General features: G+C 60.9%; 12 protein-coding genes. 4 read left to right on the forward strand and 8 right to left on the reverse strand.

Features of this window, described 5'->3' with window-relative positions; all coding sequences use genetic code 11:
- Window positions 1-2: 2 nt before the first annotated feature.
- Both ACIOAU_RS17115 and ACIOAU_RS17120 read right to left on the reverse strand, forming a co-directional pair.
- Entirely contained in the window at window positions 3-941 is a 939-nt protein-coding gene (locus ACIOAU_RS17115) for an alpha-xenorhabdolysin family binary toxin subunit B (RefSeq protein ID WP_259076101.1), read from the reverse strand.
- A gap of 14 nt (window positions 942-955) precedes the next feature.
- Window positions 956-2,152: an alpha-xenorhabdolysin family binary toxin subunit A gene (locus tag ACIOAU_RS17120; RefSeq protein WP_312386951.1), complete on the reverse strand. Its 1,197-nt coding sequence runs from the start codon at window positions 2,150-2,152 to the stop codon at window positions 956-958.
- A gap of 258 nt (window positions 2,153-2,410) precedes the next feature.
- Between ACIOAU_RS17120 and cmoA the strand changes: the two genes are divergently transcribed.
- The 4 genes from cmoA to ACIOAU_RS17140 all read left to right on the forward strand — a co-directional run bounded on the left by cmoA (window position 2,411) and on the right by ACIOAU_RS17140 (window position 6,344).
- On the forward strand, window positions 2,411-3,154 hold the full coding sequence (cmoA, locus tag ACIOAU_RS17125; protein ID WP_150570581.1) for a carboxy-S-adenosyl-L-methionine synthase CmoA: 744 nt from the start codon (window positions 2,411-2,413) through the stop codon (window positions 3,152-3,154).
- Entirely contained in the window at window positions 3,151-4,107 is a 957-nt protein-coding gene (gene cmoB / locus ACIOAU_RS17130) for a tRNA 5-methoxyuridine(34)/uridine 5-oxyacetic acid(34) synthase CmoB (RefSeq protein WP_150570582.1), read from the forward strand. Before cmoA ends, cmoB begins: the two co-directional genes overlap by 4 nt.
- Before the next feature lie 180 nt (window positions 4,108-4,287).
- Window positions 4,288-4,962 (forward strand): heavy metal response regulator transcription factor, encoded by a 675-nt coding sequence (locus ACIOAU_RS17135; RefSeq protein ID WP_101321878.1) that lies wholly within the window; start codon window positions 4,288-4,290, stop codon window positions 4,960-4,962.
- Window positions 4,959-6,344, forward strand: a complete 1,386-nt coding sequence (locus ACIOAU_RS17140; protein WP_401183525.1) for a heavy metal sensor histidine kinase — start codon at window positions 4,959-4,961, stop codon at window positions 6,342-6,344. The genes ACIOAU_RS17135 and ACIOAU_RS17140 overlap by 4 nt, the downstream gene beginning before the upstream one ends.
- A 6-nt stretch (window positions 6,345-6,350) precedes the next feature.
- Here the strand turns inward: ACIOAU_RS17140 and pdxJ are convergent, their stop codons facing one another.
- The 6 genes from pdxJ to lepA all read right to left on the reverse strand — a co-directional run bounded on the left by pdxJ (window position 6,351) and on the right by lepA (window position 12,293).
- On the reverse strand, window positions 6,351-7,073 hold the full coding sequence (pdxJ, locus tag ACIOAU_RS17145; protein WP_219855757.1) for a pyridoxine 5'-phosphate synthase: 723 nt from the start codon (window positions 7,071-7,073) through the stop codon (window positions 6,351-6,353).
- A 61-nt stretch (window positions 7,074-7,134) separates the two neighbouring features.
- Complete coding sequence (recO, locus tag ACIOAU_RS17150; protein ID WP_312386932.1) at window positions 7,135-7,818, reverse strand: DNA repair protein RecO; 684 nt, start codon at window positions 7,816-7,818, stop codon at window positions 7,135-7,137.
- Window positions 7,819-7,872: 54 nt separating this feature from the next.
- Window positions 7,873-8,775: a GTPase Era gene (gene era, locus ACIOAU_RS17155; RefSeq protein ID WP_101321882.1), complete on the reverse strand. Its 903-nt coding sequence runs from the start codon at window positions 8,773-8,775 to the stop codon at window positions 7,873-7,875.
- Window positions 8,768-9,457: a ribonuclease III gene (rnc, locus tag ACIOAU_RS17160; RefSeq protein WP_101321883.1), complete on the reverse strand. Its 690-nt coding sequence runs from the start codon at window positions 9,455-9,457 to the stop codon at window positions 8,768-8,770. Before rnc ends, era begins: the two co-directional genes overlap by 8 nt.
- 176 nt (window positions 9,458-9,633) lie before the next feature.
- A complete protein-coding gene (lepB, locus tag ACIOAU_RS17165) occupies window positions 9,634-10,488 on the reverse strand; it encodes a signal peptidase I (RefSeq protein WP_101321884.1) in 855 nt (284 codons plus the stop codon).
- A 5-nt stretch (window positions 10,489-10,493) separates the two neighbouring features.
- Window positions 10,494-12,293 (reverse strand): translation elongation factor 4, encoded by a 1,800-nt coding sequence (gene lepA / locus ACIOAU_RS17170; protein ID WP_103438390.1) that lies wholly within the window; start codon window positions 12,291-12,293, stop codon window positions 10,494-10,496.
- Between the last annotated feature and the right edge of the window lie 37 nt (window positions 12,294-12,330).

A 12,330-nucleotide genomic window follows, 5' to 3' on the forward strand; every position in this document is an offset into this window, starting at 1 on the left:
GATCACCCACCCTCGAATTGCCGGCGCACCTGCAACAGGTAGTCGTGGATGTTGCGCAACGCCGTCAGCAGCTCACGTCGCTCGACGGTATTGATTGCCAGTTGCTCCAGAGGCTGCCAACCGCTGGTGAGTTTGGCCGCCTCCTGCAACCATTGACCGTGCAGCGTGCCCAGTTCATCCAGCCCGTCGTACTGCGCAAGTTCCTCCTGACTCCTGGCCAGACGCGCCTGAGTCTGCGCGAGACTCTCGTGCTGTTCCTTCAGACGTTTGTCCAGGACACCCACCGCCTTGACCAGATCGGCAAACTTGCGTGCGCCAGCCAGTTCGTCGATCCCTTCGTTGAGTCTGCGAATGCCGGCCTTGATCACGGCTGGATCGAGGCTCGGGTCCTTGAACAGAGCCAGGGCGGCATCAACATCCTGCTCTTTGGGAATAAGGCCTTTGAACGCTTTGCTCATCGAGGGCTTTTCCAAGGCATTAATGAGCTGGTGAATGTCGTGCAGGCGCTGCTGCTGTTTCGCCAGCGTTTCTTCAAGACCACTGATCGCTAATTGTTGCGCGCTGATCGACGACCTGAGTTCCCCCCGTACCACTGCAGCGTCAGGTGACGGGTGACTGCAGACGTCGGCGATGGCGCCGCTTGCCTGGGCCATCGCCTGCTGCACAGTACCTCGCGCCCGCAGCAACTCCTGCCCGTTCTCTTCACTTTCATCCTCCTGGGCGTCCTCCAGCGGCTCCTTTAATGCAACCCACGCCGCGAGGATTTTTGTCCGAAGTACCTTGTTAGCGTGTTCGATACGTTTCGACAGATCGCCAATCTGCTCGCGCAGGGCGGGCAGCATCAATGTGGCTTCACCGTGAGCGATATCGTTGACTCGCGTCTCAACCTTCAGCATGTTCGCAATATCGGGCAACAGCGACGCCGTGTTTTTCATGTCCATAACCCAACCTTCCCTTAAGAGACTATCGTTTCATTGAACAACTTTGAAATTGTCTTGGAGATTCCCAGGATGTCTTTCCAAGGACTGATCACTCGCTGAAACTGCCGCACAAACTTTTTCAGCATTACCTGGGTGTCAACTTTTTCGAGCTGCGCCAACGATTGCTCAACGTAGACTTCCAGCAACACCCAGACATCTTCGAGATTCTTGACGGCGGTCCTGACCTCGACCAGACGGAACTGCAAGTCCATGATCAGTCTCTTGGTCAATTCAAAGCTTTCAGACTGCGCGAGCAACTTGCTCTTACGAACAGCCGACGCTTCCCGTCTGGCGATCAGCGTATTCTTCTCGGCCCGCACTTCCTCGGCTTGAGCACCGTAGATGCCACCGGTAATCAAGAGCCCTACCGGCCCGAAAACAAGGCCATAAAAGGAAGCGCCGACCAGACCGTTATACTCGTCAAGCTTGCGCTCGATCGCGTTATCCAGCTCCGTCAACTCCAGGTCGATTTTCTGCACTTCAAGGGAAACGTCTTTCTTGTTCATCGCCTTGAGCAAACCGTCCGCAGTCGGCTTAAGGTGACTGCCAATGACATCTGCAAACCTATCGGTGAGCGCTTTGACATGCCGGATCGACTTCAATCGCTCCTTGATCTGCGATTCAATGTCTTTCAGGTAACTGTCCACGCCCTCCTTAAAGGTCGCCGTGTCCTTGCGGGACAGCGGAACAGGCGGTGCTTTTTCCAGATCAATATCATTGAGTGACGTGTTTTCCAACGATGCCCACGCGTCAGTCGATTTCAACTCGGCAATAAAAGCTACCCCTTCAGTGAACAAGGTCTCGGCGAATACCTGCAGTTCGCTGCCCATCTTCTTGCACGCATCTTCGATGTCATCCCATCCGTTGACATGCGTGCGCAGGTTGTCGTAGAAACGGTGCACGTCGTCAATCTCTAACCCCACGGCGGCAAAATCCAGCGTACCGGCCAGTTCCTCGCGAGAGGAGGGCAATCGGCGCACGGCCGCTTCGTAACGCTTTATCATCAGCAGGTTGTCCTTGCTGAAAATGAAAGCCGGTTCGTCTTTCTTCAAATCGAAGATCTGTTGGGGAATCCGCTCAGCCCGCTCACTCGGCGTCAGTTCTTCAAACGTCGGGGGGCGAACCGCGTCTGCTGCGCCAGACTTCACCGGGGTTTCAGTGTTCTCACTCATCGCTGCTCTCCACGCAATGTCAATTGGCAACACGGGATCATGGCCTTGACTGCGACTAAGAGCCTAAGCCTGTGACCACCCGACCGAAGTCGGCACAACGTTGAAGCACTGACAGAAATGTCAACGTTCGACGCCAGAACGCTGAGAAATGGAATCGTTGCCACCGGTCCCCGATTTGCGCTGTCTGGCCCTGCTACATAGGCAGCGACGACCGCGTTAGCTAGAATACTGCCCCACCTTTTTTCCCAAGAGCCCGCAGTGAGCCAGACACCCGACCGCCTGTTTGCAAGGCCCCTGGACCAGGTGCCCGACTTCGCCTTCAACGAGGACGTGGTGCGGGTGTTCCCGGACATGATCAAGCGCTCGGTGCCCGGTTACCCGACCATCGTCGAAAACCTTGGCGTGCTGGCCGCGCGTTTTGCCCAGCCACACTCCGCGCTGTATGACCTCGGCGCCTCGCTGGGTGCGGTTACCCAGTCGTTGCGCCGCCACGTGCGCAGCGACGGCTGCCGGGTGATCGCCGTGGACAACTCGGCAGCCATGGTCGAACGCTGTCGCCAGTACCTCACCGCGCAAGACTCGATGTTCCAGGAACTGCTCCCGGTCCAGGTGCTCGAGGCGGATATTCTGGCCCTGCCATTCGAGCCAGCCTCGGTGGTGGCGATGAATTTCACCCTGCAGTTCATCGCCCCCACCCAGCGTCTCGAACTGCTCAGCCGCATCCGCCAGACACTGCTGCCGGGCGGGGCGTTGATCCTCTCGGAAAAACTCTGCTTCGCCGATGACCAGGAACAGGCACTCCTGAACGAACTGCACCTGGACTTCAAACGCGCCAACGGCTACAGCGAACTGGAAATTGCCCAGAAGCGCAGCGCCATCGAACACGTGATGAAACCCGACACCCTCGAGACCCACAAGGCGCGCCTGCATGCGGCCGGTTTCAGCAAGGTCGTGCCGTGGTTCCAATGCCTAAACTTCGCCTCACTGATAGCCCTGCCATGATCGATTTGTCCCCCCTGGTCCGCCGTCTGGCGGGCACCCCCCTGGCCACCTGGTCACAAGGCCTGCAAGCCCAACTGGCCAGCAAGATGGAAAAAGGCCACGGTGACCTTGAGCGCTGGCATGGCGCCCTCGAGGCGCTGCCTGAGCTGGTGCCGAGTGAAGTTGACCTGGTCAATGGCCTGAGTCTGCACAGCCCCTGCGATGAGGCGACGCGCGCTCAGCTGCAGCAGGCCTTGATGGGCCTGTCGCCTTGGCGCAAGGGCCCGTTCGAGTTGTTTGGCGTCCATGTCGACACCGAATGGCATTCGGACTGGAAGTGGGCGCGGGTCAGCCCGCACCTGGACCTGACCGGCAAGCGTGTGCTGGATGTCGGCTGCGGCAACGGCTACTACCAATGGCGCATGCTCGGCGCCGGCGCTGACATGGTGGTCGGAGTCGACCCCAACTGGCTGTTCTTCTGCCAGTTCCAGGCGGTGCACAAGTACCTGCCCGAGCTGCCGGCGTGGCACCTGCCATTCGCCCTTGAGGAACTGCCGGCCAACCTCGAAGGCTTCGACACGGTGTTTTCGATGGGTGTGTTCTATCATCGTCGTTCGCCCATCGAGCACTTGCTGGCGCTCAAGGACTGCCTGGTAAAAGGCGGTGAGCTGGTGCTGGAAACTCTGGTCATCGAAGGCGACGAGAATCAAGTGCTGGTTCCCGAAGACCGCTATGCGCAGATGCGCAATGTCTGGTTCTTGCCTTCGGTAGCGGCACTGGAGCGCCTGCTGCGGCGCGCCGGTTTCAGTGACGTGCGCTGCGTCGACGTCAGTGTCACCAGTGTCGAGGAGCAGCGCAGCACCGAGTGGATGCGCTACCAGTCTCTGAGCGACTTTCTCGACCCGCAGGACCACAGCCGCACCATCGAAGGCCTGCCCGCCCCGCGGCGGGCGACGATCCTGGCGCGCAAGTAAACCCGGCCGCAACCATCCTGTCTGCTCAGCGCGTCGTCTGGCTAACCGCCAGATGACGCGCTGATTACAAATCCGTTATCCACGCCGATCCACCCCAGGCTTGGCGTACTATCGCGCGCTTGACCTTGATCCAGCTTCAGGGTCGACAATCCCTCTCCCGAATTCTGCCTGAGCCCAAGCATGCGCCTACTGATCATCGAGGACGAACTGCGGACTGCCGATTACCTTCAGCAGGGGCTGCGCGAAAACGGCTATGTCGTGGATTGCGCACACACTGGCATCGACGGCCTGCACATGGCCCGCCAGCAGGCCTATGACCTGGTCATTCTGGACGTCAACCTGCCGGAACTGGACGGCTGGGCCGTACTGCAACGGCTACGCGCCGAGTCGGCCACGCGAATCATGATGCTCACCGCTCACGGTCGCCTGTCTGACCGGGTCAAGGGCCTGGATCTGGGCGCGGATGACTACCTGCTCAAGCCATTCGAATTTCCCGAATTGCTGGCGCGGATCCGCAGCCTGTTGCGGCGCAACGATCAGCAGGTGCAGCCAAGCACATTGCGCGTCGCCGACCTGGAGCTGGACCCTGGCCGCCACCGGGCCTGGCGTGGCAGCACACGTATCGACCTCACTGCCAAGGAGTTCTCGCTGCTGCACCTGCTGATGCGCCAGAGCGGCGAGGTGCTGTCACGCACGCAGATCATCTCGTTGGTGTGGGACATGAACTTCGATTGCGACACCAACGTTGTCGAGGTGTCGATCCGGCGCTTGCGGGCCAAGATCGACGATCCGTTCGAAGACAAACTGATCCACACCCTGCGCGGTGTGGGCTACGTACTCGAGGCGCGCCGTTGAAACCCGCCAGCCTGTCTCTGCGGCTTGGTCTGAGCGTGACCCTGATGGGCGCCGCGCTGGTGCTGCTGTTGGCCTGCCTGGCGGTGTTTGCCCTCGACCATGAACTGGACAGCCGCGCGCGCAAGGACCTCGCGCGCAAGATGCTGCAGGTGGAACACAACCTGCGGGTCGACCTGCGTAGCGCTGACCTGGCCAGCCGCGCCCACCCACTGCTCGACCTGGTCATGGGCCATGACAACCTAAGCCTCAGCGTGATGGCTCTGAATGGCCGCCATGCAGCCCTGCTCAGCCTGGGCCCGGCGCTGCAGTCACAGCGCCTGCGCGAGCTGCCGTGGAGCGACGGCCAGACCTTTGAGGAATGGAAGGACAGCAGCGGAGCGCAGTTTCTCAGCGTGACGCAGGCGATGCGGCTGCGCGATGACACCCCGGTGCGGGTAATGATGACCCTCAATCGCGCCGACGATCACTACCTGTTGCACGCCTACCTGCGCTCGACTCTGCTGGCCTTGCCGTTGTTACTGCTGCTGATTGGCGTCTGTGCCTGGAAGCTGGTGCAGCGCAGTTTGAAACCACTGAGGCGGTTTCGCCGGATCGCCGGCCAGGTGTCTGCGCAAGCGCTCGACCATCGACTGCCCTCCAGCGGCCTGCCGCAGGAACTGGCCGACCTCGCCCGCTCGATCAATGTGATGCTGGATCGGCTCGATCAGGGTGTGCGCCAGTTGTCGCAGTTTTCCGACGACCTCGCGCATGAGCTACGGACGCCCCTGAGCAACCTGATGGGCAAGGCCCAGGTTACCCTCGCCCGCCCACGCGACAGCGGCGATTATCGCGAGGTGCTGGAAGACAGCATCGAAGAACTGACTCGGCTCAACCGCATCATCAACGACATGTTGTTTCTCGCGCAGGTCAGCCAGCCGCAGGCCCAGGTCGAGTTCAAACCGCTGGCGCTGGCCGACGAAGTCGTGCGCGTCAGCGAGCTGTTTGCCATCAGCGCCGAAGTGAAGGATATCGAGATCAGGCATCAAGGCTGGGCCACCGCCCTGGGCGACCGGCTGATGTGCCAACGGGCCTTGTCCAACCTGCTCAGCAACGCACTAAGACATGGCCCCGAGGGCAGCGTCGTAACCATTGGCATTGGCCGCCATGCACAGCAGGCCTGGGTATGGGTTGAGAACCACGGGCCGGGGATCGCTGACGAGCACCTGCCACACCTGTTCGAAAGGTTCTACCGGGCCGACAGCGGTCGCTCGCGGCTCGATGGCGGCACTGGCCTGGGGCTGGCGATCGTGCAGTCGATCATGCAACTGCACGGCGGCCGGGTCGAGGTCAGCAGCCAGGCGCATGGGCCAACCCGGTTTACCTTGCTGTTTCGTGCCGAGTGACGCCGATCAGCGCGAGGCCTGCAGGATCAACGCTTTCATTTCAGCCACGGCGGCCTTGAAGCCGACAAACAGCGCATGCGCCACCAGCGCGTGACCGATGTTCAGCTCGTTGATGCCCTTGATCGCCGCGACCGCCTCGACGTTGTGGTAATGCAGGCCGTGGCCGGCGTTGACGATCAGGCCCTGGCCGACGCCAAACGCGACGCCGTCGGCGATGCGCTTGAGCTCATCGGCCACCTCGGTTGGGGTCAGCGCATCGGCATAGCGACCGGTGTGCAGCTCGATGGCCGGCGCGCCGACCCGTCGCGAAGCTTCGATCTGGCGCTCGTCGGCATCGATGAACAACGACACTTCAGCGCCGGTGCGGGCCAGGCGCTCGACGGCCGCCTTGATCCGCGCTTCCTGACCGGCCACATCGAGGCCGCCTTCGGTGGTCAGTTCCTGACGGGTTTCCGGGACCAGGCAGATGTGCGCCGGGCGAATCTGCTCAGCGAACAGCATCATCTCTTCGGTAACGCCCATCTCGAAGTTCATCCGCGTCTGCAGCACGTCCTTGAGCAACAGTACATCGCGCTCCTGGATATGCCGGCGGTCTTCACGCAGGTGTACGGTAATGCCGTCGGCGCCCGCTTCTTCGGCGTCCAGCGCGGCCTTGACCGGATCTGGATAGCGGGTGCCGCGGGCCTGGCGCAAGGTCGCCACGTGGTCGATGTTGACGCCGAGAAGCATGCGGTTGCTATGAGTCACGAAAGGCTCTCCTGAAGATGTAGCCGCACAGCATACGACGTGCTCAGCGCTTGCGAAACAACTCCCGACTCACCAACGGTTTTGGCCCCAGGTGGACGGCCAGGGCCTGGCGCATCAGTCGCTTGGCTGCCAGCAATGCGCCAGGCGCTTCCCACTCGGCGTGGGCCAGTGCGAGCAGTTCATCGCCCTTGAACAACCCGGGCTGGAACAGCTCCACCCGCTCAAGCCCGGCGTCGACCTGCAGGCGGTACAGACCAGTGGCGGCGATAGGCTCGGCGTTGACGTCGTGATCCAGGGCAAAGGCGTAACCGAGCTGCTCCAGCAGGCGCCATTCAAAGGCCCGCAGCAACGGCTCCAATGGCCGGCCCTGGCCCAACGCCTGCAGGGTCAGGGCATAGTGCTCGAACAGCGCTGGGTATGGCGCCTCGGCCGGCAGCAGGCGCATCAGCAGTTCATTCAGGTACAAGCCGCTGAACAGTGCATCACCATTGAGCCAGGCGGCAATGCCGGCGCTGTCGAGGCGGTTGACGTTCTTCAGCTCGCCGCGTCCACGCAGCTCGACTTCCAACGGCACAAACGAGCGCACCAGGCTGCCACCCTTGCCCCGCGCCCGGCGCAGCACCGCACGCACGCGACCTTGCGGCGTGAAAAAGTCCACCAGCGCGCTGGTCTCGCGGTACGCACGGCTGTGCAGCACGTACGCCGGCTGACCTTGAGGTTGTTCCATGGGGAAGGCCCGGATGCAGAACGGCCCGGAACAATCCGGGCCGTTGGGGGTGTGTTACAGGTCGCCGTAGCCCAGCGAACGCAGGGCGCGCTCATCATCGGACCAACCGCCTTTGACCTTGACCCAAAGGTTGAGCATGACCTTGGCGTCGAACAGCGTTTCCATGTCCTTGCGCGCGTCGGAGCCGATGCGCTTGATACGCTCGCCTTTGTCGCCAATGATGATCTTCTTCTGGCCATCACGCTCGACGAGGATCAGGGCATGGATGTGCAGCACATGGCCTTGCTGCTTGAACTCTTCGATCTCGACAGTGATCTGGTACGGCAGCTCGGCACCCAGTTGGCGCATGATCTTCTCGCGGACCAGTTCGGCGGCGAGGAAGCGGCTGCTGCGGTCGGTGATCTGGTCTTCCGGAAAGAAGTGATCGTTCTCCGGCAGCTGCTTGGCGATCAGTGCTTCCAGCGCTTCGAGGTTGTGCCCCTGCTGGGCAGAGATCGGCACGACTTCGGCGTTCGGCAGTTGCTCCTGCAGCCATTTCAGGTGCGGGATCAATTCGGCCTTCTCGTCCATCCGGTCGGTCTTGTTGACCGCGATGATCAGCGGACCGGTAACGTACTGGACACGCTCGAGCACCAGTTGGTCCTCGTCGGTCCAGCGGGTACGGTCAACCACGAAGATCACCACGTCGACGTCCTTGAGGGCGGCCGAAGCGGTGCGGTTCATGTAGCGGTTGAGCGCCTTGTCGTTGGCCTTGTGCATGCCTGGGGTATCGACGTAGATCGCCTGCACGTCACCCTCGGTCTTGATCCCGAGCATGTTGTGGCGGGTGGTCTGCGGCTTGCGCGAGGTGATCGCCAGCTTTTGCCCGAGGATATGGTTGAGCAAGGTCGACTTGCCAACGTTGGGGCGGCCGACAATGGCTACGTAGCCGCAACGGGTTGGGTTGTTCTCAGTCATTACCATTCTCCACGCCCAGGGCGATCAGTGCAGCGGCGGCGGCGACTTGCTCGGCAATACGCCGGCTTACGCCCTGGCCACGGCTCTTGTTGTTCAGCAGGACCACTTCGCATTCGACGAAGAAGGTCCGGCAATGAGGTTCGCCCTGGATATCGACCACTTCATAACGCGGCAAATCGCAACCACGCGACTGCAGAAACTCCTGCAGGCGGGTTTTCGGGTCTTTATTGGTGTCGACCAGTGTCAGGCTCTCGAACTCATCGGTCAGCCAGGCCAGAATGCGCTCGCGCGCGGTCTGCATGTCGGCATCCAGATAGATGGCGCCAATCAGCGCCTCGAGGGCATCGGCGAGGATCGATTCGCGGCGAAAACCACCGCTTTTCAGCTCACCCGAACCCAGTCGGAGGAATTCGCCCAAGTCGAATCCACGCGCCAGCCGCGCCAGAGTTTCACCCTTGACCAGGCGTGCGCGCAGGCGCGACAGCTGGCCTTCGCGGGCCTGCGGGAAGCGCTCGAACAGCGCCTCGCCGGCGACGAAATTGAGGATGGCGTCGCCAAGAAACTCCAGGCGCTCGTTATTGCGCCCGGCATAGCTGCGATGGGTCAGGGCCAGCAACATCTGGTCCTGATCCTTGAAGGTATAGCCGAGCTTGCGCTCCAGGCGTGCAAGGGAAGCAGTCATGCGGCCACCCGTTTGTTGTTCAACGCGTTGTTCAAATCAACATCCTGAAAAGACGGTATGGCTGTGAATCGCTGCCAGTTGGTAGCGCCCCCGTGTTTCAAGACGCTCTCGACCTTGAGTACACAGCCTATGTCAGAAAAGCATTCGGCGCTGTCTGCAGACAGCGCCGATGGGTATCAATGGATCAGGCCGACCCGCGACAGGTTGGGCAGGTGGCTGAGCTTGGGCTCTGGCCAACTCATCCAGACTGCAAACGCCTTGCCGACGATATTGCGGTCCGGAACCATGCCATGCAGTTCCTTGGGAATGTTTGGATCATCCCAGAAACGGCTGTCGTTGGAGTTGTCGCGGTTGTCGCCCATCATGAAGTAATGGCCGGCGGGTACCGTCCATTGCTGGTCAGGCGGCATGCGGTAGCGGCTCATTTCCTTGCGGATCATGTGCTCGGCCGCGCCCAATTGCTCCTTGTACAGCTCAGCGCTGCCCAAGGTGCCTGGTTCGCTACCGACCAACTGCTCGGCGACCTGCTTGCCATTGACGAACAGGCGCTTGTCGCTGGTGTAGCCGATCTGGTCGCCCGGCAGGCCAACCACACGCTTGATGTAGTTGACGTTGGGGTCGCTCGGATAGCGGAACACCATCACGTCGCCCCGCTGCGGCTGACCAATCTCGATGACCTTCTTGTCGATCACCGGCAGGCGAATGCCGTAGGAGAACTTGTTCACCAGGATGAAGTCGCCCACTTCCAGCGTCGGTTTCATCGACCCGGAAGGAATCTGGAACGGCTCTACCAGGAACGAGCGCAGCACCAGCACGATGAACAGCACCGGGAAGAACGACTTGCCGTACTCAACCAGCAACGGCTCCTTGTTCAGCTTCTCGACCACGGCCATTTCTGGCTGGCTGACGCTGCCCTGATAGGTGGCAATCGCCGCCCGCCGGCGCGGAGCCAGGAACAGCAGATCGATCAGAGCCAACAAGCCACAGACGGCAACGGCGATGACGAGCAACAGCGGGAAATTTAGCGACATAGGACCTAGCTATCCAACCTGAGCACGGCGAGGAAGGCTTCTTGTGGAATTTCCACGTTACCGACCTGTTTCATGCGTTTCTTACCGGCTTTCTGCTTTTCGAGCAGTTTGCGTTTACGGCTGACGTCGCCGCCATAACACTTGGCCAGTACGTTCTTTCTGAGCGCCTTGACAGTGGTCCGGGCGACGATCTGCCCGCCGATGGCGGCCTGGATCGCGACGTCGAACATCTGCCGAGGAATCAGTTCTTTCATTTTCTCGGTCAGCGCGCGCCCTTTGTAGTGGGCGTTGTCGCGGTGCACGATCAGCGCCAGCGCATCAACCTTGTCGCCGTTGATCAACACGTCCAGCTTGACCAGGTTGGCCGACTGGTAACGATCGAAATGGTAGTCCAGCGACGCGTAACCGCGGCTGGTCGACTTCAAACGGTCGAAGAAGTCCAGTACCACCTCGTTCATTGGCAGATCGTAGCTTACCTGCACCTGAGTACCGAGGAACTGCATGTCACGCTGAACACCGCGCTTCTCGATGCACAGGGTAATGACGTTACCCAGGTGTTCTTGCGGCACCAGGATATTGGCGCGCACGATTGGCTCACGGAAGTCTTCGACTGCTGATACATCCGGCAGTTTCGACGGGTTGTCGACGTGAATGGTTTCACCGGTCTTGAGCTTGATCTCGAAGATCACGCTCGGCGCCGTGGTGATCAGGTCCAGGTCATATTCGCGCTCGAGGCGCTCCTGGATGATCTCCATGTGCAGCATGCCGAGGAAGCCACAACGGAAGCCAAAGCCCAGTGCATCCGAGCTTTCAGGCGCGTACTGCAGCGACGAGTCGTTCAGGGTCAGCTTTTGCAGCGCATCGCGGAAGTCTTCGAAATCATCGGAAGACACCGGAAACAGGCCAGCGTAGACCTGTGGCTGAATACGTTTGAAGCCTGGCAGCACTTCCACCTCGGGGGTGGAGCTCAAGGTCAGGGTGTCGCCGACCGGCGCGCCGAGAATTTCCTTGATGCTGGCAATGATGAAGCCCACTTCGCCTGCTTTGAGATCGGCGGTCTGGGTGTGCTTTGGCGTGAACACGCCGACGCTGTCGACCAGGTGAACCTTGCCGGTCGACTTGACCAGAATCTTGTCTCCCTTTTTCACGCGGCCGTGGCGCACGCGAACCAGGGACACGACGCCCAGGTAGTTGTCGAACCAGGAGTCGATGATCAGCGCTTGCAGTGGTGCATCGATGTCACCGGTTGGCGCCGGGATCTGCTGCACAAGGCGCTCGAGCACCTCGTCCACGCCCATGCCGCTCTTGGCGCTGCAGGCTACGGCGTCGGCCGCGTCGATACCGATGATCTTCTCGATTTCGTCCTTGACGCGGTCAGGATCGGCCTGGGGCAGGTCCATCTTGTTCAGTACCGGCATGACCTCAAGGCCCTGCTCGATAGCGGTGTAGCAGTTGGCCACGGACTGGGCTTCGACACCCTGGCCAGCATCGACCACCAACAACGCGCCTTCACAGGCGGCCAGCGACCGGCTGACTTCATAGGTGAAGTCTACGTGGCCGGGAGTGTCGATGAAGTTCAGCTGGTAGGTCTTGCCGTCCTGCGCCTTGTAATGCAGCGTGACGCTATGGGCTTTGATGGTGATGCCGCGCTCGCGCTCCAGATCCATCGAATCGAGCACCTGGGCTTCCATTTCGCGCGCCGAGAGGCCACCGCACATCTGAATGAAACGGTCGGCCAGCGTCGACTTGCCGTGGTCGATGTGGGCGATGATGGAGAAATTGCGGATATGACTCAAATCACTCACGGGTCACTACTCGAAATGGCTGCGAGCCGGACGCCCG

Source organism: Pseudomonas sp. NPDC088322 (genome assembly GCF_044740745.1).
Classification (GTDB): domain Bacteria; phylum Pseudomonadota; class Gammaproteobacteria; order Pseudomonadales; family Pseudomonadaceae; genus Aquipseudomonas; species Aquipseudomonas shirazensis.

Coding starts and splice junctions, on each gene's coding strand:
- ACIOAU_RS17115 (WP_259076101.1), bottom strand. CDS start 941: ATGGACATGAAAAACACGGCGTCGCTGTTGCCCGATATTGCGAACATG.
- ACIOAU_RS17120 (WP_312386951.1), bottom strand. CDS start 2,152: ATGAGTGAGAACACTGAAACCCCGGTGAAGTCTGGCGCAGCAGACGCG.
- cmoB (WP_150570582.1), top strand. CDS start 3,151: ATGATCGATTTGTCCCCCCTGGTCCGCCGTCTGGCGGGCACCCCCCTG.
- ACIOAU_RS17135 (WP_101321878.1), top strand. CDS start 4,288: ATGCGCCTACTGATCATCGAGGACGAACTGCGGACTGCCGATTACCTT.
- pdxJ (WP_219855757.1), bottom strand. CDS start 7,073: ATGCTTCTCGGCGTCAACATCGACCACGTGGCGACCTTGCGCCAGGCC.
- recO (WP_312386932.1), bottom strand. CDS start 7,818: ATGGAACAACCTCAAGGTCAGCCGGCGTACGTGCTGCACAGCCGTGCG.
- era (WP_101321882.1), bottom strand. CDS start 8,775: ATGACTGAGAACAACCCAACCCGTTGCGGCTACGTAGCCATTGTCGGC.
- rnc (WP_101321883.1), bottom strand. CDS start 9,457: ATGACTGCTTCCCTTGCACGCCTGGAGCGCAAGCTCGGCTATACCTTC.
- lepB (WP_101321884.1), bottom strand. CDS start 10,488: ATGTCGCTAAATTTCCCGCTGTTGCTCGTCATCGCCGTTGCCGTCTGT.